This window comes from Olsenella phocaeensis (genome assembly GCF_048189965.1).
Taxonomy (GTDB): domain Bacteria; phylum Actinomycetota; class Coriobacteriia; order Coriobacteriales; family Atopobiaceae; genus Olsenella_I; species Olsenella_I phocaeensis.
Genome location: NZ_DBEZHV010000006.1, coordinates 18,240 through 43,011, shown reverse-complemented (window position 1 = coordinate 43,011; position 24,772 = coordinate 18,240). Strand labels below are relative to the sequence as shown.

21 protein-coding genes and 3 tRNA genes are annotated in these 24,772 nt (G+C 69.7%); 2 read left to right on the top strand and 22 right to left on the bottom strand.

The window, feature by feature from the left end:
• Positions 1-13 precede the first annotated feature (13 nt).
• The 3 genes from priA to ACMPH2_RS02270 all read right to left on the bottom strand — a co-directional run bounded on the left by priA (position 14) and on the right by ACMPH2_RS02270 (position 2,852).
• The gene (gene priA / locus ACMPH2_RS02280) at positions 14-2,323 is read right to left on the bottom strand and encodes a replication restart helicase PriA (RefSeq protein WP_417118513.1); all 2,310 of its coding nucleotides are present in this window, start codon (positions 2,321-2,323) and stop codon (positions 14-16) included.
• 336 nt (positions 2,324-2,659) lie between these two features.
• Positions 2,660-2,735, bottom strand: a tRNA-Ile gene (locus ACMPH2_RS02275).
• 42 nt (positions 2,736-2,777) lie between these two features.
• A tRNA-Val gene (locus ACMPH2_RS02270) sits at positions 2,778-2,852 on the bottom strand.
• Between the two features lie 278 nt (positions 2,853-3,130).
• Here ACMPH2_RS02270 and ACMPH2_RS02265 point away from each other — a divergent pair.
• Positions 3,131-3,207: transfer RNA gene (locus ACMPH2_RS02265), tRNA-Pro, on the top strand.
• Positions 3,208-3,398: 191 nt separating this feature from the next.
• On the opposite strand, the gene ACMPH2_RS02260 is transcribed toward ACMPH2_RS02265, so the two are convergent.
• The 4 genes from ACMPH2_RS02260 to ACMPH2_RS02245 all read right to left on the bottom strand — a co-directional run bounded on the left by ACMPH2_RS02260 (position 3,399) and on the right by ACMPH2_RS02245 (position 6,271).
• Positions 3,399-4,244: a nucleotidyl transferase AbiEii/AbiGii toxin family protein gene (locus tag ACMPH2_RS02260; RefSeq protein ID WP_417118512.1), complete on the bottom strand. Its 846-nt coding sequence runs from the start codon at positions 4,242-4,244 to the stop codon at positions 3,399-3,401.
• Positions 4,241-4,816 (bottom strand): type IV toxin-antitoxin system AbiEi family antitoxin domain-containing protein, encoded by a 576-nt coding sequence (locus ACMPH2_RS02255; RefSeq protein WP_009279334.1) that lies wholly within the window; start codon positions 4,814-4,816, stop codon positions 4,241-4,243. Before ACMPH2_RS02255 ends, ACMPH2_RS02260 begins: the two co-directional genes overlap by 4 nt.
• A gap of 206 nt (positions 4,817-5,022) precedes the next feature.
• A complete protein-coding gene (locus tag ACMPH2_RS02250; protein ID WP_417118511.1) occupies positions 5,023-5,844 on the bottom strand; it encodes a DNA/RNA non-specific endonuclease in 822 nt (273 codons plus the stop codon).
• A 262-nt stretch (positions 5,845-6,106) separates the two neighbouring features.
• Positions 6,107-6,271, bottom strand: a complete 165-nt coding sequence (locus ACMPH2_RS02245; protein ID WP_417118510.1) for a hypothetical protein — start codon at positions 6,269-6,271, stop codon at positions 6,107-6,109.
• Between the two features lie 144 nt (positions 6,272-6,415).
• Between ACMPH2_RS02245 and ACMPH2_RS02240 the strand changes: the two genes are divergently transcribed.
• The gene (locus ACMPH2_RS02240; protein WP_417118509.1) at positions 6,416-6,733 is read left to right on the top strand and encodes an MGMT family protein; all 318 of its coding nucleotides are present in this window, start codon (positions 6,416-6,418) and stop codon (positions 6,731-6,733) included.
• 23 nt (positions 6,734-6,756) lie between these two features.
• Here the strand turns inward: ACMPH2_RS02240 and ACMPH2_RS02235 are convergent, their stop codons facing one another.
• The 15 genes from ACMPH2_RS02235 to ispH form a co-directional block, all read right to left on the bottom strand.
• Positions 6,757-7,116, bottom strand: a complete 360-nt coding sequence (locus ACMPH2_RS02235) for a DUF1667 domain-containing protein (RefSeq protein WP_417118508.1) — start codon at positions 7,114-7,116, stop codon at positions 6,757-6,759.
• A 5-nt stretch (positions 7,117-7,121) separates the two neighbouring features.
• The gene (locus tag ACMPH2_RS02230; RefSeq protein WP_072499949.1) at positions 7,122-8,408 is read right to left on the bottom strand and encodes an NAD(P)/FAD-dependent oxidoreductase; all 1,287 of its coding nucleotides are present in this window, start codon (positions 8,406-8,408) and stop codon (positions 7,122-7,124) included.
• Positions 8,401-9,879 carry an NAD(P)/FAD-dependent oxidoreductase gene (locus ACMPH2_RS02225; RefSeq protein WP_417118507.1) on the bottom strand — a complete coding sequence of 493 codons (1,479 nt, stop codon included), beginning with the start codon at positions 9,877-9,879 and terminating at the stop codon, positions 8,401-8,403. The genes ACMPH2_RS02230 and ACMPH2_RS02225 overlap by 8 nt, the downstream gene beginning before the upstream one ends.
• Before the next feature lie 151 nt (positions 9,880-10,030).
• Positions 10,031-11,878 (bottom strand): ABC transporter ATP-binding protein, encoded by a 1,848-nt coding sequence (locus ACMPH2_RS02220; protein ID WP_417118506.1) that lies wholly within the window; start codon positions 11,876-11,878, stop codon positions 10,031-10,033.
• Positions 11,878-13,614, bottom strand: a complete 1,737-nt coding sequence (locus tag ACMPH2_RS02215; protein WP_314638371.1) for an ABC transporter ATP-binding protein — start codon at positions 13,612-13,614, stop codon at positions 11,878-11,880. Before ACMPH2_RS02215 ends, ACMPH2_RS02220 begins: the two co-directional genes overlap by 1 nt.
• A gap of 21 nt (positions 13,615-13,635) precedes the next feature.
• On the bottom strand, positions 13,636-15,456 hold the full coding sequence (locus ACMPH2_RS02210) for an ABC-F family ATP-binding cassette domain-containing protein (RefSeq protein ID WP_417118505.1): 1,821 nt from the start codon (positions 15,454-15,456) through the stop codon (positions 13,636-13,638).
• Between the two features lie 9 nt (positions 15,457-15,465).
• Positions 15,466-16,671: a bifunctional phosphopantothenoylcysteine decarboxylase/phosphopantothenate--cysteine ligase CoaBC gene (gene coaBC, locus ACMPH2_RS02205; protein ID WP_062530322.1), complete on the bottom strand. Its 1,206-nt coding sequence runs from the start codon at positions 16,669-16,671 to the stop codon at positions 15,466-15,468.
• Positions 16,658-17,389, bottom strand: a complete 732-nt coding sequence (locus ACMPH2_RS02200; protein WP_417118504.1) for a zinc ribbon domain-containing protein — start codon at positions 17,387-17,389, stop codon at positions 16,658-16,660. The genes coaBC and ACMPH2_RS02200 overlap by 14 nt, the downstream gene beginning before the upstream one ends.
• A 78-nt stretch (positions 17,390-17,467) precedes the next feature.
• Positions 17,468-18,643 carry a cysteine desulfurase family protein gene (locus ACMPH2_RS02195; protein WP_417118503.1) on the bottom strand — a complete coding sequence of 392 codons (1,176 nt, stop codon included), beginning with the start codon at positions 18,641-18,643 and terminating at the stop codon, positions 17,468-17,470.
• Positions 18,643-19,323, bottom strand: a complete 681-nt coding sequence (rpe, locus tag ACMPH2_RS02190; RefSeq protein ID WP_417118502.1) for a ribulose-phosphate 3-epimerase — start codon at positions 19,321-19,323, stop codon at positions 18,643-18,645. Before rpe ends, ACMPH2_RS02195 begins: the two co-directional genes overlap by 1 nt.
• An 11-nt stretch (positions 19,324-19,334) precedes the next feature.
• Positions 19,335-20,354, bottom strand: a complete 1,020-nt coding sequence (locus tag ACMPH2_RS02185; RefSeq protein ID WP_072499892.1) for an NAD(P)H-dependent glycerol-3-phosphate dehydrogenase — start codon at positions 20,352-20,354, stop codon at positions 19,335-19,337.
• A complete protein-coding gene (locus tag ACMPH2_RS02180; RefSeq protein ID WP_062530314.1) occupies positions 20,351-21,046 on the bottom strand; it encodes a glycerol-3-phosphate acyltransferase in 696 nt (231 codons plus the stop codon). Before ACMPH2_RS02180 ends, ACMPH2_RS02185 begins: the two co-directional genes overlap by 4 nt.
• Positions 21,043-22,371 carry a ribosome biogenesis GTPase Der gene (gene der, locus ACMPH2_RS02175; protein ID WP_417118501.1) on the bottom strand — a complete coding sequence of 443 codons (1,329 nt, stop codon included), beginning with the start codon at positions 22,369-22,371 and terminating at the stop codon, positions 21,043-21,045. Before der ends, ACMPH2_RS02180 begins: the two co-directional genes overlap by 4 nt.
• Before the next feature lie 159 nt (positions 22,372-22,530).
• A complete protein-coding gene (locus ACMPH2_RS02170) occupies positions 22,531-23,922 on the bottom strand; it encodes a DUF512 domain-containing protein (RefSeq protein WP_417118500.1) in 1,392 nt (463 codons plus the stop codon).
• Positions 23,922-24,767 (bottom strand): 4-hydroxy-3-methylbut-2-enyl diphosphate reductase, encoded by an 846-nt coding sequence (ispH, locus tag ACMPH2_RS02165; RefSeq protein ID WP_417118499.1) that lies wholly within the window; start codon positions 24,765-24,767, stop codon positions 23,922-23,924. The genes ACMPH2_RS02170 and ispH overlap by 1 nt, the downstream gene beginning before the upstream one ends.
• Positions 24,768-24,772: the final 5 nt, after the last annotated feature.

Genomic DNA, 24,772 nt, shown 5'->3' with positions numbered 1-24,772 from the left:
GGGGCCAGGGACCCTACATCAGGTCGTACGCGTCCACGTCGATGGCGACGCTCACGCCGCGGGGGACGTCCAGCCCCCGCACGCAGGACTGCAGGAGCTCCCCTGGCTCGGAGCCCAGGGGGGCCTTCACGAGCAGGTGCCGGCGGGTGCGGTCCTTCACGCGGGCCTTGAGGCAGTCGGTGGGACCCAGCACCTCCCATCCCCGCCTCCCCTCCACCCTCTGGCGGACGGCGTGGGCCAGGGAGGCAATCGCCCCCGTCACGGCGGGGGCGCTTCTCCCCCAGACGACGACGTTGGCCAGCCGCGAGTAGGGCGGGTAGTTGCCCTCCTCGCGGTCCCTGAGCTCGGGCTCGAGGAAGAGGGACCTGTCGTGGTCCGCCACGGCCCGGATGGCGGGATGGCTCGCCCAGTAGGTCTGGATGATGACCTCCCCCGGGACCTCCCCCCTGCCGGCGCGCCCGCTCACCTGCTCGAGCAGGTCGTAGGTACGCTCGCCCGCACGGAAGTCGGGCAGCTTGAGCGTGGTGTCCGCGTTGATGACGCCGACCAGCGTGACCTCGGGGAAGTCCAGCCCCTTCGCGATCATCTGGGTGCCCACGAGCACTGCGCACTCCGCGGCGTCGAACTCCTCGAGCAGCCGCTGGTGGTCCCCCTTCCCGCGCGTGGTGTCCGCGTCCATGCGAATCACCTGGGCCCGCCCGCCCAGGAGCAGCGAGAGCTCGTCCTCGACGCGCTGGGTGCCCACCCCGAAGGCCGCCAGGTAGCGGCTGCCGCAGTTGGGGCAGGTCGTGGCCGGGTTGGGCCAGGCGACGACCGGCCAGCTCCTGCCGCAGCTGTGGCACATCAGCGAGTGCGTGCGCTCGTGGTAGGTGAGCGAGGTGGAGCAGTGCGGGCACTCGGGCACGCAGCCGCAGTCGCGGCACATGAGGAAGTTGGCGAAGCCTCGGCGGTTGAGGAGGAGGACGGCCTTCTCCCCTCGCTGGACCACGCCCTCCAGGGCGTCCCTCAGGGGTGCCGAGAAGATCGACTTGTTGCCCCCGGCGAACTGCTGCGTCATGTCCACCACGCGGACGCGGGGAAGCACAGCCGAGCCCGGACGCTCCGGCATCGGGACGCGCGTCCACGACACCCCGGCGTGCGAGCCCTGGCGGCAGCGCAGGAGGCTCTCGAGCGAGGGGGTGGCCGACCCCAGGACGAGCGGGCAGCCGCGCAGGCGGGCGAGGCGGGCCGCGACCTCGCGGGCATGGTAGCGGGGGGCCGACTCCTGCTTGTAGGACAGCTCGTGCTCCTCGTCGATGATCACGAGCCCCAGGTCCGACACGGGCGCGAAGAGCGCGGAACGGGCGCCCACCACGACGTGCACGCTGCCCTGGCGCACCAGGTCCCATTGGTCGAAGCGCTCCCCAGCAGAGAGCCTCGAGTGCAGGATCGCGACGTCATCGCCGAAGCGCGAGCGGAAGCGGCCCACGGTCTGGGCGGTAAGCGAGATCTCGGGCACGAGGACGATGGCGCCCCTCCCCTGCCCCACGCAGCGCTCGATGGCGGCGAGGTAGACCTCGGTCTTGCCGGAGCCCGTCACGCCGTCCACCAGGACGACGTCGCCGGCGCCGGCCTCGGTGGCACGGGCGATCTCTGCGAGGGCGTCCCGCTGGCCCTGGGTCAGGCGCTCGGGCCGGCGGGCGACGGCGCTCGAGAGCGTGGTTCCCGTCGTCCCGCGCACGCGGCGCCTCTCCTCTATCTGGACGACGCCATGGCGGGCGAGGGCCTGCGCCGCGGCGACGCTCCCCGGCATCGTGGCCGAGAGCTCCGCCAGACGAAGCGGGCCGGAGGCGAGGGCCTCCATGACCTGGCGCTGGCGCGAGGCGTTGGCGCGAGGGCGCCAGTCCTCGGCCTTGGGGGTGAGGGACGCCCAGCGCTCGTCGACGGGCCCGCTCTTCTCGCATACGAGCTCCCAGGGGTCGTCCGAGCCCCTGCGACGCACGCGGACCGTCTGGCCGGGGGCGAGGAAGGGACGGACGGCGTCGCAGAGGGTGCAGCCGTACTCGTGCGCCATCCAGGTGGCAAGCCGGGCCGAGACCTCGTCGAAGGCGGAGTCTGCCAGCACGCGCGCGATGCCGAGGAGCTTGTGCGCGGCGACGCCCGCGGGAGGCTCGTCCGACACCGACATGACGTAGCCCACCACGTTGCGATGTGAGAAGGGCACGAGGACGGTGGCGCCCACCGCGCAGGACGTCGAGAGCTCGGGAGGGATGACGTAGCTGTAGCAGCCGTCTATCGCCCGCGTGGGGATGTCCAGCGCGACCGAGGCGTAGGCGTATGGCATGTCGTCCCTCCCTCCCGTTGCCGTGTCGTTGTTGCCTTGCAGGCGAGGCCTGCGTTGGAAGTCGATTGTAGCCGCAACGCGGATGGGGGCGGGGGCCTGGCGGCGGGCGCGAAGGGTGGCGCTGAAGACAGCGCGGTGACAGTACGGAAGGCGGCGCCGAAGACAGCATTCTGTGAGATTTGCTGTCTTTCTCGCCCCTCAACAGGCCAAACGCCAAAATCGACAGCATTCTGCACAGAATGCTGTCTTCGCGAGAGGCGCTGGCGTCATCCATGGGCAGGCGGAGGGTCGAAAAAGCAGGCCAACGGCAAATGCGTCGCTGGCCTGCTGCTCTTGTGGTGGGCCCAGCAGGATTCGAACCTGCAACCCAGGGATTATGAGTCCCCTGCGCTAACCGTTGCGCCATGGGCCCCTATGAAAAAGGCGGCGACCGAAGCCGCCGCCACGTTTCTCGTGGTGGGCGATGCTGGATTCGAACCAGCGACCCCTTCCGTGTGAAGGAAGTGCTCTACCCCTGAGCCAATCGCCCTTAGCGCGCTAGCATCTTATCAGATGCCCCGACGGATGTCAGCAAAAAATTTGTCAGAGTCCGTCCCCTCCCCAAACGGGCAGCGCGTCTGCGACCACAATGGATGGGCACAAGGAGGAGGAGTTCGACCTCAAGAAGCGGGAGCTGCTGGGAATCTAGGCACCCCTTCCCGCATCGGTCCGCAGGCGAGAGGAGATTCGAAATTCTCGCTTGAACTGCTTCGCGGGATAGTGCTACTATGCACAAGCGCTGCGTGGGTCACCGCGTGGCAGACATAGCGGGTGGTGGCGCAGCTTGGTAGCGCACTTGACTGGGGGTCAAGGGGTCGCTGGTTCGAATCCAGTCCACCCGACCAGAAAATAGCAGGTCAGAGGTTAAGAGCCTTTGACCTGTTTTTTGTATGTACCAAGGGGCATGTGGCTCTACGTCGGGCGTGCGCCAAAATCTGCTGCCCCTTTTCACCTGTTTTCGAATCGGCGAGCGTCCACTGATTTATGCGCCATGCATGAGCGCATCGGGGAACACCACTTGCTGTCGAATCTGTCCCTACAGCTCCAGAATCCTGCCGATCTCACGGACACACCGCATTGAGTCCTCCGCCGTCACGACCGCGGCGTAGGGGTTAAGCCTCACGTATGCCTTCCAAATTCGTGCAATCTCTGTCGAATTCTCTATTTCGCGACTCACGCGCTCGTAGTCTCTCATCATGTGCCAGGCCCCTCGGTGCTCGGACGTACGACGCAGTGCGTTCGCGAGGACGTCCCACCTGATTTCCCGTTCGTACAGTCTCGTGAGGGTCGCAAGGTCGTACAAATCGCGGGCGCGGGTCGTCGCGGCACCACGCTTGACAATCGACTCGAACTTCTCTGCGATGCACGTCTCGAGGGGATACGACATCACATGAATCGTGCCCTCCTCGAAAAGAGTCGGGAACTCATACTCAACCTCATGCGGGGTAATAACGTCACCCGTCGTGACGTCTATTTTGAGTGGCGTCCTCATGCGTCCGAAGGAGGCGATGAGGTGGGCTCGCAATCCACCGTAGTCGTCATCCTCGCGAATGGGCTCTACGCTCTCGAGCTTGCAGGTCACATCGTCGTCCAGATCTTCAGCGCAGATTTCCTCTATTGCTATCGAGAGGTTCTCCGCGTCAAGCTTCATTGCCCGCACCGTTGCATCGAGATCCATGGTCGTTCGCTGGGCCACGCCCAACATGGCAGAAAGCAGAAGACCACCCTTTATGACGAAGTGCTCGCGATACCTAGTCCTCTCGAGCCTCATCAGGAAGTGCTCGAAGAAGTAGCGCTGCATCAGCTCCTGGGCTGACAGTCCATGCTCCTTGGCGAGTGCCTTCGCCTTGCCACGCAGGCTCGCGTCGCTCTTGATGGTCACGAGAGCACCTCCAGGTAGGTCTGAAGCTCAGGCGAGATACCCATGGCGTTGGCGTATCGCGCAAGCCGGGGAAGATCCTTGTTTGGCAAGGAGAAGTACGAGCCCATCGCTTGGCCCAGAAGCTGCGCGTCGGCCTCATCACGTCTGCGGGAGAGCACCAGGTCGCAGATGCTACGCTCGCAGTCGTGGAGGGCGAGCGGAGTTCCGGTGGGAGAATGCCCGGAGGCCACCCCAAGGCCGTAAAGCGCCTCGTTCTCGTGCGTGACGAGGCAGTTGGGAAACTCCTCCATTATGTGTCCCTCCTTGTAGCCCCGCGGGAGTGCAACCTCGTACACACCGGGGACGAAGTCCACCAGACCGTGCAGGTAGAGCGAGCTGCTGCAGCGAAACACCGCCCTCGGCCACCTCAGCGCGATTACGGCGAAGTCATCCGGCGGCGTCTCCGTAAGGGCATACACCCCACGACTCTCGAGCACCGCGACCCCCTGCGAGACGAGCAGCTGGAGCATGCTCGAAGAGAAGCCCGCCTCCCGGGCCTGCTTCGTGGTGATTCGGCCTGCGCAACCTTGCATGAGGGATATGAGCTCATCCTTCTTCGTGGCTTCCTCCTATGGTAAGATATACCAAAATATATTAATAAATTTGGTACATCTTACCATTTTAGGCGTTAGGAAAAAAAGTGTTCCACAATCAGGCGTGACATAACCGAGCAATTCGATCCTACGACCTACCTTCCTCCATGAGACCGCGTCCGCGCAGGCTCTTGTGGGCCAGGACCCTACTCCCCCACCCGTTCGAACTCGCCTGTGGCGTAGTCGATCAGGTATCCCCGCGCCGCGTTGTACACCTCCACCTCGAGGTCCAGCGAGCCGTCACTGGACATCAGGTCGACGATCACGCTGCGGGGAACGAGCTCCTCGCCCTCGTAGAGCGGGGTGACGACGTAGGTGACGCTCCCCTCCTGGTGAGCCTCGAGCCAGTCGCGCACGAGCGTCTCGCAGAAGGCCATGCCGCCCGTCTCGTCGTTTGACCCCACGTTCTGCATGCGCGTGCCGCACACCATGTTCTGGACGACCTCGGCCCCGCCCAGTGACTTCGCGACGAGGTGGGAGCGGTTCCAGAAGTAGCCGTGGTATGCCTTCCCGCGCGCCAGCGGTATGTCCACCTTCTCGTTGTGCCCCCATCCCGAGGGGCTGAGGGCCTGCATGTCCCCCCTTGGGCGAGAGGTGCCCTCCCGGACCATGTCCCAACTCACCCTCGCGGCAGCTTGCCCGGACCTCCCGAGGTCATCCAGCTCCGCGTAGCTGACCTCCCCGTCCGCGAGCTCCACGTCCACGAGCGCGAGGCCGACCACGCGATAGTAGTCGGGACTCGCCCGTTCGTCCCACTCGCTCCGCACCCTCGCGTGCGGGCGCCTCAACCCGTAGCCAGGGACGATCGCCCGAAACAGAGCGACTGCATCGACGCCGGAAAGGACCCCGCCGGGCGAGAGGGACCTCCCCAGCCAGAACGACGCAAGCACGCAGGCGAGACAGACCGCCCCGCCACGCAGCCTCAGGGCCCTCGCCCTTCTCCTCCCCCTCCTGACGCGCGCTCCCAAGACGCCCCTCCCTTCGTCCTCCTTGGGAAGAGGCTAGGGGACGGGCCGCGACATGAGGGGCACGAGGGACCACGTTCCAAAATGGGCTCGCCGCAGACTGACGCCAGACTGCCCCGACCTTCCGTGCAGACTGCCGGCAGTCTGCACGGAAGACGATGCTCCACGGACGACGCTCCCCGACGCAAGGGGCCCGCCGCCACCGCAGGGATGGCAGCGGGCCCGAGGCGCCGCATGCGGCCGCTGGCAAGGGCCCGTGCGGGAGCTACGCCTTGGAGACGACGGTGTACTCGCCGGAGTGGGGGTTGATGACGAAGGAGACGAACTCCCCCGCGAAGGGGTCTCCCACGAAGCCGGCATCGCCGTTCTGGAGCTTGCCGTTCAGATAGTCCTTGAGGCTCTGGGCCTCCACGAGCGCCACGTTGTGCATGCGCCCCTCCCTTCGATAGACGATACTGGGACGCATGCTATTTCCCGGCGCGCGCGATGTCTGTCGCTTTTCCAACACCATGCGGACTCCACCGCCGGGACGACGGGCACGATGGCGGCTCCAGCGCGAGGCAGGGGGACGGACATGGCGGACAAGGGCTTCTTCGGGCGCGTCTATGACGTGGTGCGACAGGTGCCGCGCGGGCGCGTGGCCACCTACGGCCAGGTCGCGGCGATGACGGGCGAGCCGTGTCGCGCTCGCTACGTGGGCTTTGCCATGCACCAGAGCCCCGGTATGGCCGGAGGCGTGCCCTGCCACCGCGTCGTGTTCGCGGACGGCAGGCTCGCGCCGGGCTTCGCCTTCGGGGGTCCAGACGCGCAGAGGGACCTCCTCGAGGGAGAGGGCGTGGGCTTCCTCCCCGACGGGAGGGTCGACCTCGCGCATTTCCGCTGGGAGGCGTGACGGGAGCTCCCGCCGCCCGCCGCCTACACGTCCTTGGTGGCCACGACGTCCACGCCCGTGCCGCAGACGTCTGCTAGCACCACGTCCCCGATGCGGACGGGGGACGTGAGCCTCACGTCCGCGAGGGCGCGCACGACGTCCAACACCCGCGCCTTGGGAACGTCGCCTGCCGTCTTGACCGAGACCACCGCGGCGACTGCCGACCCCCCCACGGGCACCGTAGTGGTCACGACGCGGGTGGGGTCGCAGACCTCTTTGCGCGCGTACGCGTCACCGCGGGGGCAGGCGTTGCCCCTGACCCCCACGACCTCGTCGCCGTCGAGCGTCACCTCGACCTGGCAGCCCCTCGGGCAACGTATGCAGGTGAGTTCCCTGGTCTCCATGGCACCTATGCCTCCTCGAGCAGGACGCGGATCTTCTCTCCCCCGTGCAGCCCCTGGAGTTGGTCGCGCCGCAGCACGACCTCCTGCATCTCGCCGGGGGCGACGACCTGCTTGCGACGGTGCACGATGCGCCGCTCACCGGCATAGACGCTCAGGTGGCAGTCCTGGTACACGCCGGACACGCGGAAGCGCAAGGTGAGCCTCTCCCCCATCCTCTGGGGAGAGAGGTGCGCGGGGACGGTGTAGCGGACACCTTCCCCGCAGACGAGCTCGTGCTCGGTCGGCATGGCATCTGAGGCAGCCGCCCGTCCCCCTCCCAGAGCCCACGCCGCGGCGGACCTCCCCGCGACGGCAGCCTCCTCGCTCACGTAGTCCACGAGGTCGTGGACGTGCAGGACGTTGCCGCAGGCGAAGATGCCCGGGACGCTGGTCTGGAGGGACTCGTCCACCACAGGCCCGCGGGTCACGGGGCTCAGCTCGACCCCCGCCTGGCGGCTGAGCTCGTTCTCGGGCAGGAGCCCAACCGAGAGGAGCAGGGTGTCGCACTCATAGCGCCTCTCTGTCCCTGGGATGGGACGAAGGGCCTCGTCCACCCGAGCTATGGTCACCGCCTTGACGCGTCCCCTTCCCTCGACACCCACGACGGTGTGCGAGAGGTAGAGGGGGATCCCGAAGTCGTCCAGGCACTGCACGATGTTGCGCTTGAGGCCTCCCGAGTAGGGCATGAGCTCCGCCACGCAGGCGACGTGCGCCCCCTCAAGGGTGAGGCGGCGCGCCATGATGAGCCCGATGTCGCCCGAGCCCAGCACCACGACCTCGCGCCCGGGCAGGTAGCCGTCGATGTTGACGAGCCTCTGGGCGCAGCCGGCGGTGTAGACGCCGGCAGGGCGCGTCCCCGCGATGCCGAGCGCGCCGCGCGGCCTCTCGCGGCAGCCCATGGCGAGCACGACGGCGCCGGCCTCGATGCGGAAGACGCCACGCTCGGCGTTGACGGCCGTCACCACCCTGTCGGCCGAGACGTCCAGGACGGTGGTCCTGAGCAGGTGGGTGATCTTGCGCTCGGTCGCCTGCGCCACGTAGCGCGCCGCGTACTCGGGCCCAGTGAGCTCCTCCTTGAAGGTGTGGAGGCCGAAGCCGTTGTGGATGCACTGGTTGAGGATGCCGCCGAGCTGCCCCTCGCGCTCGAGCACGAGGACGTCCCCCGCTCCCGCGTCGTGCGCCGCGACCGCCGCGGCGAGGCCGGCGGAGCCACCTCCGATCACCACCACGTCATGGCGCTCCGCGCTAGCCACGAGCCTCGCCTCCCTCGACGGGCTGCTTCGCGAGCCCCACTACGTACTCCGAGCCGGGACCGGACTTGCTCACGTGCAGCATGTCCATCCCCTCGACCTCCTCGCAGATGATCTGCATGACGCGGGGCGAGCAGAAGCCGCCCTGGCAGCGGCCCATCGTGGCCGTCACGCGACGCTTGACCCCGTCGACGGAGCGCGCGCCCGGAACGCGATGGCAGGCGTCGCGGATCTGCCCCTCGCTCACCCTCCTGCAGCGGCAGACTATGGTCCCGTAGCTGGGATCCCCCTCGACGAGGGCGTTCCACTCGTCCGGCGAGACCTTGTCCAGGTCGACGAAGCCCCTGCGCGTCGCCACGAAGCCCTCCTTGGGCTCGAGGCCCAGGATGTCCCGGACGATGCCGGCGACCATGACGCCGATGGCGGGGCTCGCCGTGAGGCCCGGGCTCTCTATGCCCGCGCAGTCGACGAAGCCGGGGGCGCCATGAACCTCCCCGATGGCGAACTCGTGCTCGGGACGGTGCGCCCTCAGGCCCGAGAAGGAGGTGATGGTCTCGCGGAAGGGGACGTCTTTCACCGTGAGGGCGCTCTTCTCGACCACCGAGCGCATTCCCCTGGGGGTCGTGGACGTGTCGTCCTTGTCGTCGATGTCGTCGGCGGTGGGTCCCACCAGGAGGTTGCCGTGGGTGGTGGGGGTGACGAGCACGCCCTTGCCCATCTTGGTGGGAAGGGCGAACACGGTGTGGCGCACGTGCGCGCCTGCCGTGGTGTCCAGGAGCTCGTACTCGCCGCGGCGCGCCACGATGGTCATGCGCCGTGGCGAGACCATGTTGTGCAGCTCGTCGGCGTGCACGCCCGCGGCGTTGACCACCGTGCGCGTAACGACCTCCCCGCCGCCCTCGAGCCGCAGGCGCCAGAGCCCCTCCTCGTCGCGGTCGATGGCGGCGACCCTGGCGTCGAAGCGGAACTCGACGCCGTTCGCGGCGGCGTTCTCCGCCAGCGCGCAGCAGAGGCCCCAGGGGTCGCAGATGCCGCCCGTCGGGGCCCAGAGCGCGCAGACCGCCTCGTCGGAGACGTTGGGCTCCATCTGGCGCAGCTCGTCACGCTCGACTATCCGCAGTCCCGGGACGCCGTTCGCGGCACCTCGGTCGAGGAGCGCCTCGAGGTCGGGCCGTGCCCCCTCGTCCAGGCAGACCACCAGAGACCCGACCTGCTCGAAGGGGAAGTCGAGGTCGCGCGAGAGCTGGGGGAACATCGCGTTGCCCTCGACGTTGAGGCGCGCCATGAGCGTGCCCTCGGCGGCGTCGAAGCCCGCGTGCACGATGGCGGAGTTGGCCTTGGAGGTGCCGCAGCACACGTCGTCCAGCGCCTCCAGGACCAGCACGCTCGCATCGTAGCGCGAGAGCTCCCGAGCCGTGGCGCAACCGCTCACCCCCGCGCCGACCACGGCGACGTCATACCAGCGCTTCTCCATGCTTCCCCCTCCTGACGCGGCACATGCGTTGACATCTTATGTCGCTGGTGGCATGCGGGGGAGCCGGCGTGCCGCCAGCGGTAGCGGCCGTGGGAGGGACGGCCCCAGGCGAGAGGGTCCCCTCCCGTCGCGTCCGCAGCTGGGCGCAGGCCTACGAGAGCGCGAACTGGCTCTGATAGAGGCGGGCGTAGAATCCGCCGCGGGCGAGGAGCTCGTCGTGGGTGCCCATCTCCACGATCTTGCCCGCGTCCATGACCACGATGCAGTCGGCGTTGCGGACGGTGGAGAGGCGGTGCGCCACGACCAGCGAGGTGCGTCCCACCATCATGCGGTCGAAGGCGTCCTGCACCTGCAGCTCGGTGCGGGTGTCGATGGAGCTCGTCGCCTCGTCCAGCAGGAGCACCGGGGGATCGGCTAGCATGACGCGGGCGATGCAGAGGAGCTGGCGCTGCCCCTGCGAGAGGCTGCCGCCGCCCTCCCCCACCGGGGTGTCGTATCCCTGGGGAAGCTGCATGACGAACTTGTGGGCGTGGGCCCTCCTCGCCGCCTCCTCCACCTCCTCGTCGGTGGCGTCGGGACGTCCGTAGGCGATGTTGTCCCGCACGCTCCCCTCGAAGAGCCAGGTCTCCTGCAACACCATGCCGAAGGCGGCGCGCAGGCTGCTGGCGCTGAGCCCCGAGACGTCCTGCCCGTCGACCAGGATGCGCCCGGAGTCGAGGTCGAAGAAGCGCAGCAGCAGGCTGATGAGGGTGGTCTTGCCGCAGCCCGTGGGGCCCACGAGGGCGAAGCGCCCGCCTGCGGGGACGTGGAGGCTGAGCCCGTGGATGACCTCGTGGCCGGGCTCGTAGGAGAAGCGCAGGTCCTCCAGGTCAAGCTCTCCCCTGGGGTCGGCGAGCTCCGCGGCGTCGGGCGCGTCCTGGGTCTGGGACTCGCTGTCCATGAGCTCGATGAGCCTGCGCGCGGAGGCGAAGGCACCCTGCACCTGGCCCACCACGGCCGAGACCTCGTTGAAGGGCTTCATGTATTGGTTGGCGTACGAGAGGAAGCTCTGCACCTGGCCAACGGTGAGCGGGCTGGGGCCCACGCCGATGACGCAGAGGCAGCCCACCACTGCGACGACGGCGTAGATCGCGTTGTTGACGACGCGCGTCGCGGGGTTGGTGAGCGAGCTCACGAACTGGGCCCTCTCGCCCGACTCGTAGAGGCGGGAGTTGATCTCGGCGAAGCGCTCGCGTGCGCCGTCCGCCCGGGCGAAGGCCGTGAAGAGCCGCTGGTTGCCCATGACCTCCTCCACGTAGCCCCCCAGCTCGCCCTGGATGCCCTGCTGGGCGGCGAAGCTCGAGGACGAGCGGCGGGCTATGAGAGAGGCGACGAGGGCCAGGGCCGGCGTGAGGAGCACCACCACCAGCGCCACGGGGACCGAGATGGAGCACATGAAGGCTATGGTCCCCGCGATGGTGACGATGCCGCCCATGAGCTGGTTGAGCCCCTGGAGGAGGCCGTCGCCCACCGCGTCGGCGTCGGCCACCACGCGAGCGAGGAGGTCGCCGTGGGGATGGGCGTCGATGGTCGCGAGCGGCAGGTCCGAGAGGTGGTCGTAGGCGTCGTCGCGCAGGTCGCGCACCGTCTCGAAGGCGAGCCGGCTCACGAAGTAGCCCGAGAGCCACTGGCAGGATGCAGCGGCGACGACCACGGCGGCGAGCGTCCTCAGCACGGGGACGAGCGCCGCGGTGCCCCCACCGTAGGCCATGGCGTCGATGGCCCGCCCGATGAGGATGGGGACGTAGAGTTGCAGCGCCACCGAGGCCATGGACGCGACGAACGAGGTCGCGAGCGACGCGGCATGGGGGGCCACGTAGCGCCCCAGTCTGCGGAGCACCGCTCCCGCGGAGAGGCCCTCCGCCACGCCGGCACCCTTGGGCGAGAGGGACGCGCCCCCTCCCCGGACGGACGAGACGAGGCCGGCGCTGGACCCCCCGGCCTGGTATGGGTTGGCCATCAGGCGAGCACCTCCCTCTCGGAGAGCTGCGAGAGGCAGATCTCCCTGTAGAGGGGGCAGCCCCCCACGAGCTCCTCGTGCGTGCCGAGGCCCGCGGGGCGCCCGTGGTCGAGCACGAGGATCTGGTCGCAGCCGCGCACGCTGGACACGCGCTGGGACACGATGACGCGGGCGCTCTGCGAGAGGTCGCGGGCGAGGGCCGCGCGCAGGCGGGCGTCCGTCGCGAGGTCGAGGGCCGAGGCGGAGTCGTCCAGTACGACGAGCTCGGGCTCGCCGACCAGGGCGCGGGCGATAGTCAGCCTCTGGAGCTGCCCGCCGGAGAAGTTCCTCCCGCCGGCCTCGACGACGGCGTCGAGGCCGCCCTCCTTGTCGCGGACGAAGTCCTCGGCCTGGGCGGTGGCGAGCGCGGACCAGAGCTCCTCGTCGCCCGCGTCGCCCTTCCTCCACAGGAGGTTGGAGCGGACGGTGCCCGAGACGAGCGCCGCCTTCTGGGGCACGAGCCCCACGTGGGAGCGCAGCTGTCCGCTGGGGTACTCCCGCACGTCATGCCCCAGGACCCTGACGCTGCCCGAGGCCGCGTCGTAGAGCCTGGGCACGAGCGAGACGAGCGTCGACTTCCCCGAGCCCGTGCCGCCGATGACCCCCAGGCTCCCCCCGCGCGCGAGCGTGAGGGTCACGCCGTCGAGGGCGGGCACCGCCGCGCCCGGGTAGGCGAACGAGACCCCCTCGAGCTCGAGGGCGGGGGCGTCCGCCAGGGGCTCGACCGGCCCGCTGGCGAGGTCCACCACGCTCGGCTCGCAGTCGAGCACCTCCACGAGCCTCTGCGCCGAGGCGGCGCCGCGGGTGAAGACCACCACGAGGTTGGCGATGTAGACGATGGAGAGCAGGGTCTGGGTCATGTAGTTGACGAAGGCGATGACCTTCCCCTGGGTGAGGGCGCCGGAGTCGACGCGCACCCCGCCCAGCCAGAGGATGACCACGACCCCCAGGTCCATGACGAGGAGCGTCGTGGGGTTGAGCAGGGACGAGAGACGTCCCGACGCGATGGCGTCCGCGGCCTGCGAGGCTGCCGCCACGCGGAAGCGCCCGCGCTCGTGGTCCTCGCGGCGGAAGGCCCTCATCACGCGCGCGCCGCCCAGGGCCTCCCTCACCAGGAGCGAGATGTGGTCGAGCTTCTCCTGCATGCTCCGGAAGTAGGGCACGCAGCGCGAGAGCACGGCCCAGAACACCAAGGCGATGACGGGCGTGCAGACCAGGAAGACCAGGCCGAGCCTCCAGTCGATGAGGAGGGCGGCCACGATGGAGCCCACGCCCAGGAAGGGCCAGCGTATGAGCTGGCGGATTCCCAGGGCGATGGCGAGCTGGACCTGGTTGACGTCGCTCGTTATGCGCGTGACCAGCGAGGCGGGGCCCAGGCGGTCGACGTCGACGGCCGAGAGGCCCACGGCCTTGGCGAAGCTCGCCTCGCGCAGGTCGGTCCCCATCCCCTGCGATACCAGTGCCGCCATCTTCTGGCAGACCGTCGTGAAGCAGAAGCCCACGAGGGCGAGGACCACGAGGAGCCCTCCCCTGAGGGCGATGGCCCTTCCGTCGTGCCGCGCCACGCCGACGTCCACCATGGACGCCACAATGACCGGCACGAGGAGCTCGAAGGCCACCTCGACGACCTTTGCGAGCATGCCGAAGGCCGCCTTGGCGCGATACGGCCCCAGATACCTCCTCAGGAGTTCCAGCACGTGGAATCTCCCTCCCTCTTCCTACTCGATGCCCAGCCTCTCGCCGAGCTCGAGCCACTCGTCCTCGAGCGAGGCCTGCTCCGCGCGCGCCGCGTCGACCGACGCCTGCGCCGCCATGAGGGCCTCGTAGTTCGAGGCGTCCACCTGCGCCATCTCTGCCTCGAGGCGCTCCGGCTCCCCCTCCAACCGCTCGAGGCGGCGGCCCACGGCATCGTAGCGCTTCTTGAGCTCGCGACGCTCGGCGTTGGAGAGGCGCGCCTTTCCCCCCTCCTCGGCGGGAGCGGGTGGGGGCGCCGTCGCCACGCGGGCCCGTGCGCCGTCGTTGGCGGGCTCATGCTCGCCGAGGAGCCTCAGGTATTCGTCCACGCCGCCTGGCACGTGGCGGACCCGCCCGTCAAGGAGGGCGAACTGGTCGTCGGTCACGCGCTCCATGAGGTAGCGGTCGTGGCTCACGAGCAGGAGCGTGCCGGGCCATCCGTCCAGAAGGTCCTCGAGCACGGCCAGCATGTCGGTGTCGAGGTCGTTGCCGGGCTCGTCCAGGACGAGGACGTTGGGCTCCTCCATGAGGACGCACATGATGGCGAGGCGGCGGCGCTGGCCACCCGAGAGCTCGCCCACGAAGCTCGCGAACTCGCGACGGTCGAAGCCCAGGCGCTCGAGCAGCTGCTCGGGGCTCTGCTGCCTGCCGTCCACCACGTAGTAGCTCTTGTAGCTCGAGAGGAGCTCCTGGACCCGCCAGCCGTCCCTCTCGGAGAGTCTCCCGAGGTTCTGTGAGAGGATGCCGAAGCGCACTGAGGCGCCGATCCTCACGCTCCCCGAGCTGGGACGGAGCCTGCCCGTCATGAGCGAGAGGAGCGTCGACTTCCCGGCGCCGTTCTCTCCCAGGATGCCAAAGCGGTCTCCCGGTCCCACGATCCAGTCGACGCCCGAGACGACGGGGGCGTCCGAGCCGGGATACGAGAAGGACGCTCCCCTCATCTCTATGACCTGCTTGCCCAGACGGCTCACCGCCATGCGCCTGAGCTCCACGGTGTCGCGCAGGGGCGGGTCGCCGGCGAGGAGCTCCATGGCCGCGTCGATGCGGAACTTGGGCTTGCTCGAGCGCGCCTTGGCGCCGTGGGCGAGCCAGTTGAGCTCCTTGCGCAGGACGTTCTGGCGCCTCTCCTCCATGACGGCCGCCTGCCTCTGGCGCTCGAAGCGCTGCTGCACGTAGGCCGAGTAGCCGCCCTCGAAGGGGTCGATGGCGCCGTCGTGGACCTCCCACATGTGGTCGCAGACCTCGTCGAGGAACCAGCGGTCGTGCGTCACCAGGAGGAGCGCCCCCTGCCCCTGGGGCCAGCGCCCCTTGAGGTGGTCGGCCAGCCAGCCAATCGCCTGCATGTCCAGGTGGTTGGTCGGCTCGTCCATGAGGAGGACGTCCCAGCGCCCCACGAGCACGCGCGCAAGGTCGCAGCGGCGACGCTGCCCGCCCGAGAGCTCGCCCACGCGGGCGTGCCAGTCGATGTCCCCCAGGAGCTCGTCGATGACGCCGCGCACGCGGGGGTCGGAGGCCCAGACGTACTCGGGCTGCTCCCCCACCACGGCATGCTCGACCGTCTCGTCGTCCGTGAGAGCGTCCGACTGGCCCAGGACGCCCACGCTGATGCCGTTCCTCCAGGTGACGGCGCCGGCGTCTGGCTCCACCTCGCGCGCGATGAGCTCGAGCAAGGTTGACTTGCCGTCTCCGTTCCTGCCCACGATGCCTATGCGGTCGCCCTCGTCTATGCCGATGGTCTGGCCCTCGAGCACGCGCTTGTTGGGCCACTCCATGTCGACGCGCTCGAGCCCTATGAGGATTCCCATGCGCGCCCCCTAGCCCTGGTCCCGGGGAAGGGCAAGCTCGCGCACGCGGTCCATGACGCGGCGCGCCACCTCGTCCTTGGGCAGGCAGGGAAGCTCGAGCTCGCCGGAGGCGTCGACCAGCGTCACGGCGTCCGTCTCGGAGCCGAAGGTCGAGTCCGCGCGCGAGACGTCGTTGGCCACGATGAGGTCGGCTCCCTTGGCGCGGAGCTTCGCGCGGGCGTTGGGGACGAGCTCGTCGGTCTCGGCGGCGAAGCCCACCACGACGCGCCGTCCCTTGCGGGCGCAGAGCTCGGCCAGGACGTCCGCCGTGCGCACCAGGCGGATGGAGTCGAGCGGCTCCCTTGCCTTCTTGAGCTTGTGGTCCGCGGGCTCGGCAGGGGTGTAGTCCGCCACGGCGGCGGCGCACACCGCCACGTCCGCGCCGTCGAAGGCAGCGAGGGCGGCATCGTGCATCTGGGCGGCGGAAACCACCTCCACGCGCCTCACCCCCTCGGGCGTGGGGAGCGAGACGGGCCCTGCCACCAGCGTGACGGAGGCGCCCCTCCTCGCCGCCTCGCGTGCGAGGGCGAAGCCCATCTTCCCGCTCGATGCGTTGGCGATGTAGCGCACCGGGTCGATGGCCTCGTGCGTGGGCCCCGCCGTAACCACGAGGGAAAGGCCCTCGAGGTCGCGCGCCTCCCCGCCCAGGAGGTCGAGGGCGGCCGCGAGGACCTGCCCGACGGGCGCGAGCTTGCCCGTGCCCACGGCGCCGCAGGCGAGCCTGCCGGAGTCGGGCATGACGAAGCGCACCCCGCGCGAGCGCAGGGTGGCGAGGTTGGCCTGGGTTGCCGGGGCCTGCCACATGCGCAGGTTCATGGCGGGGGCGACCAGCACGGGGCAGCCCAACGCGAGGAGCGTGGTGGAGAGCGCGTCGTCCGCCATCCCCGCGGCCATCTTGGCCATCACGTTGGCCGTGGCGGGGACCACCACCGCGAGCTCGGCGAAGTCGGCGAGCTCGACGTGGGGGATCGGGCCCTCCCCTGAGCCGTAGAGGCTCGTCGTGACGGGATGTCCCGAGAGGGCCTCGAAGGTCGTGGGGCCCACGAAGCGTGTCGCGTCCTCGCTCATGACGATGCGCACGTCGCAGCCCGCCTTCTGGAGGCCCCTCATGAGCTCGACCGCCTTGTACGCGGCGATCCCGCCGCACACGGCGAGAAGGACCCTACTCGACCTCATCGGAGGCCCCCTCGAACACCAGCATGCGGTGGCAGTAGGGGCATTCGGTCACCTCTGCGCCGGCGCGCCTGAGGTCCGAGAACTGGCTGGGCTGGAGCTTGACGCGGCAGACCGAGGGGAGGTTGCCCGCGAGCCTCTCCACGGCGAGGCCCCCGAAGCGCCTCGAGGCGGCCTCGTAGCGCGCGAGCACCTCGCCCGAGAGGTCTGCGACGACGGACTTGCGCTCGGCCGCGAGCTTGCGCACCTCGGCCATGAGGTCCGCGGACGCCCGCTCGAAGGCCTCCTGCTGGGAGGCCGCCTCCTCGTCCAGGCGCGCCATGACGCCACGGGCGTTGCGTTCCGCCTTGCGCAGGCGGTCGCGGAGCTCGACCTTCTCGCCATGCGTGAACTCGATTTTCTCGAGCCTCTTGGCAAGGGAGGTGAGCTGCGCCTCGAGGTCGGTGAGCTGGCGGTAGTCCGCCTGGCGCTCCGCCGCCTGGGCCTTGACCTCGTCCATGAGGACGACGAACTTGTCGTGCGCGGCCTCCGAGTCCTCGACGTCCATCTCGCTGTCCTTGCGCTGGCCCACTATGCTGGCAAGCTCGCCCTGGAGCTTGCGCTTGGCCTGGGCGATGGCCTGGAGCTTCTTCTGCTGGGGCATGGCCGAGAGCTGTCGCTTGAGCCTGAGGAGCTGGAGGTCGATCTCCTGGAGCCTGAGCAGTGCCTGGGATTCCTTCATGTGCCGCCTCCTTGGGGGCATGGTGTTTGGTCGCAGGTGGTTCGTGCCGGCGGGCTTGCTGTCGCGCGAGGCGGTCCGCTACGCCCCGGCCTTCTTGCACACGAGGGCGAGCAGGGCGTCCGCGAAGCGCGACAGGTCGTCCTCCCCCACGCGCTCGTCGAAGGACACGCGCAGGGAGCAGAGGGCGAGCTCGCGGGGTATCCGCATGGCCGAGAGCACGTGGCTCGGGTCCAGCGATCCCGACGAGCAGGCAGACCCGGCCGAGACCTCGAACCCCGCCTCGTCGAGCGAGAGGACCAGGGTCTCGGAGTCGACGCCCGGCACCAGCAGCGAGACCATGCCGGGCAGGCGCCCCTCGTCCATCTGGGGGGAGACGCTCGCCTCGATGCCGGTTCCGGGGGCGCAGAGGCGGTCGTAGAGGCCCTGGGCGCGGGAGGCGACGAGGCGACGGCGCTCGGAGAGCCCGTCCGAGCAGGAGCGGGCGGCGGCGGCGAAGGCGAGCGCGCCGCGCACGTCCTGCGTGCCCGCGCGCCTCCCCTGCTCCTGGCCGCCCCCGAAGGACTGCGGCCTGAGCGGGCAGCGGCTGCGCAGGGCGAGCGCCCCCACGCCCACCGGGCCGCCGATCTTGTGGGCGGCGAGGGAGACCGCGTCCACGTCCCCGAGCTCGAGCGGGATCCTGGCGAAGGCCTGGACTGCGTCCGTGTGCATGAGGGCGCCGGCCGCGTGCGCCCTCCGCGCGATGGCGGCCACGGGCTGCACCACGCCCGTCTCGTTGTTGGCGCACATGACCGAGACGAGGGCCACGTCCGGGCCCAGGAGCTCGCCCACCGCCTCGGGGGTGACGACGCCATGGCGGTCGGGACTCACGAGCCCGACCTCGAAGCCGCGGCCCCTCAGCGGGGGCAGGACGTCCAGGACCGAGTCGTGCTCGATGGCGGAGACCAGGACCCTGGTTCGCCTGCGGTCCCTCTCGCGTGCCGCCTCGGCCATGCCGAGGAGGGCGAGGTTGTTGGACTCGGTGCCGCCCGAGGTGAAGGTGACGTCCATGGGCCTGAAGCCGCCGCCCAGGCAGCGGGCGAGGTCGCGGCGGGCGCCGTCGAGGGCGCGGGCGGCCTCGCGGCCCAGGCTGTGCAGGGAGTTGGGGTTCGCCCCCGCGATGCGGGAGGACTCGTAGTCGAGCTCGGCCTCGCGCGCCGCGTCGCAGAGCGGGGCCGAGGCGGCGTAGTCGAGGTAGAGGGGGGCATCGGACGGCATCAGGCGCGCCTCGCGAGTCCGCCTAGGGCCGCGTCCCTGATGGACCGGATGGCCTGGACGCGGTCCTGCGCGCCGAAGACGGCGCTTCCCGCCACGAGCACGTCGGCTCCCGCCGCCGCCACGGCGGCGGCGTTCCCGGCCGAGATGCCCCCGTCGACCTCGACCCTGGGGCTCACGCCATGGGCGGAGCAGAGGGCCTTGAGGCGGCGGAGCTTGGCGAGGGAGCCCTCGATGAAGCCCTGGCCCCCGAAGCCGGGGTTGACCGTCATGACCAGCACCATGTCGAGCTCGTCGACGAGCTCCTCGAGGCAGGACACGGGGGTCGCGGGGTTGAGCGCCACGGCCGCCTTGGCCCCCGCCTCGTGGATGAGCGAGACGAGCCTCCGGGCGTGCGTCTGGGCCTCCCAGTGGAAGCTCACCACGTCGGCGCCGGCGTCGAGGTACCAGGGAACGCACTCCTCGGGGTTCGAGACCATGAGGTGCACGTCGACGGGAAGGTCCGTGGCACGCTTGACCTGCGAGAGGACCCCCACGCCGAACGAGAGGTTGGGCACGAAGTGACCGTCCATGACGTCGAAGTGGAGGAGGTCCGCCGTGGCTATGTCGTCGAGCTCGTCCGCGAGCCTGGTGAAGTCTGCCGAGAGCAGCGACGGCGCCACCCTCACGTCATGGTCAAGCATCAGCACATCCCCTATTCGTTTGTGCGGAGACCGTAGAACTCCTCGTTGGGCCCGCGGTCCAAGAGGAGCCCGGCCGCCTCCTCGAGTCTGACTCCCTCGTACAGGATAGCGTGTACGGCATGGGTCACGGGGGTCTCTATGCCCATCTCGCACGCAAGCTCCCAGACGCTCACCGCCGCGCGGGCACCCTCGACCACCATGCGGGTACGGCCCTCGTACGACTCGAGCGTCTCGCCCGCGGCGAACGCCTCGCCGAAGCTGCGGTTGCGCGAGTGGCGCGAGGTGCAGGTGGCGACGAGGTCGCCCATGCCGGCGAGCCCCATGCAGGTGAGGGTGTCGCCACCCAGGGCGCTCACTATGCGCCCCACCTCGGCGAGGCCGCGGGTCATGAGGACGGCGAGCGCATTGTCGCCCATGCCCAGGCCGGCGCAGACCCCGCACGCGATGGCGATGACGTTCTTGACGGCGGCGCAGACCTCGACGCCCCGCACGTCCCGGGAGCGGTAGGCCCTGAAGCTGGTCGAGTGGAGGAGCCGCTGGAAGTCGCGGGCGAGGGTCTCGTCCTCCGCCGCGACGACGCCGGCGGACACCATCCCGCGCGAGATCTCCTCGGCGTGGTTGGGGCCCGAGAGCGCGGCGATGCGGCGGGGATGCCCCAGCTCCTGGGCCACGACCTCGGTCATGAGCAGGTGGCTGCCCGGCTCGATGCCCTTGGTGAGCACCAGGAGCCCGGCGGGGTCGGGGACCGCGGCCGCACAGGACGCGAGGGTGGCCCTCAGGAAGGAGGAGGGCACCGCCACGAGGACCTGGCCCGCCCCGGCGAGCGCCTCTGCGGCGTTCGTGGTGGCACGGACGTTCGCGGGCAGCTCGTAGGAGCTGAGGTGGCGCGGGTTGCGGTGGAGCTCGCTGATGGAGCGGGCCACCTCATCGGAGCGGGCGAGCATGCAGACCTCGTCCGCATGCCCCGCAACGAGGCCGGCCGCCGCCGTGCCCCAGGACCCCGTGCCGATGACGGCGACCCTCCCGCTCATCGCGACTCCCCCTCCTCGTCGCGCTTGTCGGACGAGCCGCGATGCACGCTGAAGCGACGCTCCTCTCCCCTGGCGAGCTTCCTCAGGTTGGTGCGGTGCGACCAGATGACGACGACCGCGGTGACGGCCAAGGGCAGCTCCACCCAGGGTCCGAAGCCCATGAGGGCCCCCACCACGGGAAGGGCGGCAGCGGCGGCGACGGAGCCAAGCGAGACGTAGCGCGAGGGTATGGCGAGGACGAAGAACACGGCGAGGATGGCGAGCGCCAGGGGCCAGTGGAGCCCCAGGGCCGCGCCGAAGCCGACCGATATGCCCTTGCCTCCCCTGAAGCCCAGGTAGGGGGAGAAGACGTGTCCCATGACGCAGCTGAGGTAGACCAGGGCGAGGGCCCAGCCGAAGGGGGTTTCCACGCCCGCGGCGGCCCAGTCTCCCCCAAACACGAAATCGGAGAGCGCGAGGTGCGAGAGGAGCATGCACGCCATGCCCTTGCCCGCGTCGCAGGCGAGGGTGAGCGCCGCCGCAGCGGCACCCGCGGAGCGCGCGACGTTGGTCATGCCGATGTTGCCCGAGCCCACCGTGCGCACGTCCACGTGCTCGCGCGAGCCCTTGGCGATGAGCAGGCCGAAGGGTATGCCACAGACGAGGAAGGACGCGAGCATGCAGGCGGCGGTCGCCAGGGCGAGCGGGCTCATCTGCGCCCCTCCTCCCTCAGGCGGAACTTGAGCCTGACGGGGGTTCCTGTGAGGTCGAAGGCCTGGCGCAGGCGGTTCTCCATGAAGCGCTCGTAGTTGTCGTCCACGAGGTCCGGCGCGTTGCACCAGAAGGTGAGCACGGGAGGCCTCTGGCCGGTCTGCACGCCATAGTGGACCTTGAGGCGGCGGCCCTTGTCGGTGACGGTGTGCCCGCCCTCGCGGATCTGGGTGAGGAGGGCGTTGAGCTGCGAGGTCTTGAGCTGGCAGGCATGGTTCGCCGCCGCCTTGACCGCAGCCTCGAGGATCTTGTCGGTGGCGCGCCCGGTGAGGGCGCTCATGTTGACCGAGGGCGCCCAGGGGGCGAACGAGAGGCGCTGGGCGAGGGTGGCCGCCACGTCGTCGCGCTGCTTCTCGGTGGTGACGAGGTCCCACTTGTTGAGGGCCACCACGAGGGCGCAGCCGCGGTCCACCGCCATGCCCACGAGCTTCTGGTCCTGCTCGGTGACGCCCACCGAGGCGTCCACCACCAGGATGCAGACGTCGGCGCGGTCCATGGCCTCGAGGCCGCGGACCAGGCTGTAGTACTCGACGTCCTCGTGCACCAGGTTCTTCTTGCGCATGCCCGCGGTGTCGACGAGGCGGATGCGCGTGCCCTTCCACTCGATGATGCTGTCGATGGCATCGCGCGTGGTGCCCGCGACGTCCGAGACGATGGAGCGGTTCCTCTTGGTCAGACGGTTCGCGAGCGAGGACTTGCCCACGTTGGGACGGCCGATGATGGCCACGTTGAGGGCGTCGTCCGCCGGCCCCTCCTCGTCCTCCTCGTCCGGGAGCACGGCGACGACCTCGTCGAGGAGGTCTCCCGTGCCGTGGCCGTGCCCGGCCGAGATGGGACGCGGCTCCCCCACGCCCAGGGAGTAGTAGTTCCAGGACTCGAGCTCGCGGGCGGGGTCGTCGATCTTGTTGACCACCAGGAAGACCGGCTTGCCCGACTTCCTGACCACGCGGGCGACCTCCTCGTCCTCGTCGGTCACGCCGACGGTGCCGTCCACCACGAAGATGATGGCGTCCGCCTCGTCGCAGGCGGCGAGCGCCTGCTCGCGGATGCGCGGGGCGAAGACGTCCTTGCTCTTGGCGGACTCGATGCCGCCGGTGTCGATGAGGACGAACTCGCGGCCGTTCCAGTCGGTCGTGTGGTACGAGCGGTCGCGGGTCACGCCGCGCGACTCGTGGACTATGGCGTCGCGGTTCACCGCCAGGCGGTTGACGAGGGTCGACTTCCCCACGTTGGGCCTGCCGACCACGGCGACTATGGGCTTGGACATGATGCTCCTTGCTGTTCCTGCTGCAGATTCCTGGAAAAAGTCTAGCATGCGCGCCCTGGGAGCCCCGGGCGGCGGGGTCCGCGCACAGCAAAGCCACGGCAGGGGCGCCCCTCCCCTGCCGTGAGGCGTCGAGGCACGTGGCCCTCGCCCGACGAGGCCCTAGAGCCCGAAAGTCCCGGCGAGGGCTGCGACCATAGTTCCGGGCGAGGACTGGCTCACCAGCGGGAGCCCCCCGCGGGAGCGGATCTCGTCCAGGATGTGTGCCTGGCTGTCCCCGTCCAGGGTGACCTTGTCGAAGTTGAACATGACCTCAGGCAGCACGACCACCGTCGACGAGAGGTCCTGGGGCAGCTGCGCGAGCAGGTCGCAGGACACGATGAGCCCGGTCACGTTGACGTCCCCGCCGTAGTAGTCGTTGCGAATCGCGACGCAGCCGGCGCGACCCGCCGACCACCGCTCGAAGAAGCTCGAGATGGTGGGCTCCGCAGCCTCGCCGCAGACGACGAGCGCGCGCATGCCCCGCTCCTCGAGGCGCGACCTCAGGCCACTGAGGAGCCCGCCCTGCGTGCGGCAGAGCTCGTCCGCCTCGTCCAGGAAGCTCCTCAGCATGCCGATGCCGTCATAGAACTGCGGGTAGCCGTCGTATGTCTCGGCCGGCGGGACGGGCAGCTCGGCGTCCACGTAGAACTCGTCCGAGAGCTGGAAGCGGGTGCGCCCCAGCTCCCGCCTGGCCCGCTCCTGGTAGGGCTCGATGAGCCTCACCACGGCCCGCGACGCCTCGACGTCCTCCGAGAAGGACTCCGAGAACTGCTTGGAGTACTTGGTGTAGCCCATGGGGACGAGCGCCATGGAGCTGATGTTGGGCCTCTCCTCCACCCAGTCGAGGGTCCGCCTGAGCTCGTCGCCGTCGTTGATGCCGGCACAGAGCACGATCTGCCCGTGCACCTCGAGCCCCGCCTCGCAGAGCCGCTCCAGCACCTCAACGCCCCTCATGGCGCGCGGGCCGATGAGCGACCTCCTGACCTCGGGCGATATGGCATGGATCGAGACGTTCATGGGCTCGAGGCGGCACCGGACGATGCGCTCCAGGTCGTCGTCCCCCACGTTGGTGAGCGTAACGAAGTTGCCCTGGAGGAACGACAGCCGGTAGTCGTCATCCCTGAGCGAGAGGGACGCGCGCGCGTCCTCGGGGAGCATCCTCATGAAGCAGAACTGGCAGGCGTTGACGCAGGTGCGGATGCCGTCGAAGAGCACGTCGGTGAACTCGACGCCCCAGTCCTGCCCGGGCTCGCGCTCGAGCTCGCAGGAGTAGGACTGGCCGTCGTCGGGGTCGAAGACCTCGAGCTCGCAGTAGGCGTCAGCCCCCTCCCAGCGCCAGTCGATGAGGTCGCGCAGGGGGTGCCCGTTGATGGCGTCCACGCGCATGCCCGGCTCGAGGCCTGCCTCCCAGGCGGGGCTCCCGTCCTCGACGGCCTGGATCCAAGCCCCGTCCGCCTGCGGTCGGGTGGAGGCGTAGTCCGCACGCTTGAGCCTGCCCTCTCCCGCCTCCATCAGCCCTCCCCCACGAGCTCGCCGATACGCTCGACGACCTCGTCGATCTGGGACTGGGGCGTGGAGGCGCCGGCGGTCACGCCGATGAGCTCGGCCCCGTCGAACCAGGGCGCCTCGAGCTCGGACGCGCCCTCGATGTGGTGCGTGCGCGGGCAGGAGGCCTCGCAGATCTGGACGAGCCTGCGGGTGTTGGCGGACATGCGGCCGCCCACGACCACCATGGCGTCCGCCTGGGCGGCGAGCTTCGCCGCGGATGCCTGGCGCAGGGTCGTGGCCTCGCAGATGGTGTCGACGACACGCAGCTCGTCCACCCTGCCTATGAGGGCCCCCACGAGCGCGCGCAGGCGGGAGCGCGACTGGGTGGTCTGCACCACGAGTCCCACGCGCCGCGCGAGCCTGACGCCCTCGAGGTCCTCGGGTCCGCCCACGATGAGCGCCTGGGGGGCGTGCCCCAAGGTCCCCTCGACCTCGGGATGCCCCTCCTCGCCCAGGATGAGGACCTGGTAGCCCTCTCTTGCGAGCCTCTCCGCGGCGTTGTGCGCCCGGATGACGAAGGGACAGGTGGCGTCCAGGACCTCGTCGTGGGAGGCGCGGGCGGCGTCCTCCTCCTCGGGGGTGACGCCGTGCGTGCGCAGCACCAGCGTGCCGCCGGGCGCGTCCGCCGCGGAGGCGACGACGCCGACGCCGCGGCTCTCGAGCTCGCCCACCACGCTGGGGTTGTGGATGAGGGGGCCCAGGGTGTGGATGGGACCCCTGGCGTCGCGGGTCGCGTCCCTCACCATCTGGAGCGCGCGGTTCACGCCGTAGCAGGCGCCCGCCTCGTCGGCGACCAGGATCTTTGGCATCTCTT

Excerpts from the sequence above, each read along its gene's own strand:
- ACMPH2_RS02170 (WP_417118500.1), bottom strand. The coding sequence starts at position 23,922 with ATGGAGGCGGGAGAGGGCAGGCTCAAGCGTGCGGACTACGCCTCCACC.
- ACMPH2_RS02180 (WP_062530314.1), bottom strand. The coding sequence starts at position 21,046 with ATGAGCCCGCTCGCCCTGGCGACCGCCGCCTGCATGCTCGCGTCCTTC.
- ACMPH2_RS02195 (WP_417118503.1), bottom strand. The coding sequence starts at position 18,643 with ATGCCGTCCGATGCCCCCCTCTACCTCGACTACGCCGCCTCGGCCCCG.
- ACMPH2_RS02220 (WP_417118506.1), bottom strand. The coding sequence starts at position 11,878 with ATGGCCAACCCATACCAGGCCGGGGGGTCCAGCGCCGGCCTCGTCTCG.
- ACMPH2_RS02240 (WP_417118509.1), top strand. The coding sequence starts at position 6,416 with ATGGCGGACAAGGGCTTCTTCGGGCGCGTCTATGACGTGGTGCGACAG.
- priA (WP_417118513.1), bottom strand. The coding sequence starts at position 2,323 with ATGCCATACGCCTACGCCTCGGTCGCGCTGGACATCCCCACGCGGGCG.
- ACMPH2_RS02245 (WP_417118510.1), bottom strand. The coding sequence starts at position 6,271 with ATGCACAACGTGGCGCTCGTGGAGGCCCAGAGCCTCAAGGACTATCTG.
- coaBC (WP_062530322.1), bottom strand. The coding sequence starts at position 16,671 with ATGAGGTCGAGTAGGGTCCTTCTCGCCGTGTGCGGCGGGATCGCCGCG.
- ACMPH2_RS02185 (WP_072499892.1), bottom strand. The coding sequence starts at position 20,354 with ATGAGCGGGAGGGTCGCCGTCATCGGCACGGGGTCCTGGGGCACGGCG.
- ACMPH2_RS02225 (WP_417118507.1), bottom strand. The coding sequence starts at position 9,879 with ATGGAGAAGCGCTGGTATGACGTCGCCGTGGTCGGCGCGGGGGTGAGC.
- der (WP_417118501.1), bottom strand. The coding sequence starts at position 22,371 with ATGTCCAAGCCCATAGTCGCCGTGGTCGGCAGGCCCAACGTGGGGAAG.
- ACMPH2_RS02210 (WP_417118505.1), bottom strand. The coding sequence starts at position 15,456 with ATGGGAATCCTCATAGGGCTCGAGCGCGTCGACATGGAGTGGCCCAAC.
- ispH (WP_417118499.1), bottom strand. The coding sequence starts at position 24,767 with ATGCCAAAGATCCTGGTCGCCGACGAGGCGGGCGCCTGCTACGGCGTG.
- ACMPH2_RS02235 (WP_417118508.1), bottom strand. The coding sequence starts at position 7,116 with ATGGAGACCAGGGAACTCACCTGCATACGTTGCCCGAGGGGCTGCCAG.
- rpe (WP_417118502.1), bottom strand. The coding sequence starts at position 19,323 with ATGCTTGACCATGACGTGAGGGTGGCGCCGTCGCTGCTCTCGGCAGAC.
- ACMPH2_RS02255 (WP_009279334.1), bottom strand. The coding sequence starts at position 4,816 with ATGCAAGGTTGCGCAGGCCGAATCACCACGAAGCAGGCCCGGGAGGCG.
- ACMPH2_RS02200 (WP_417118504.1), bottom strand. The coding sequence starts at position 17,389 with ATGAAGGAATCCCAGGCACTGCTCAGGCTCCAGGAGATCGACCTCCAG.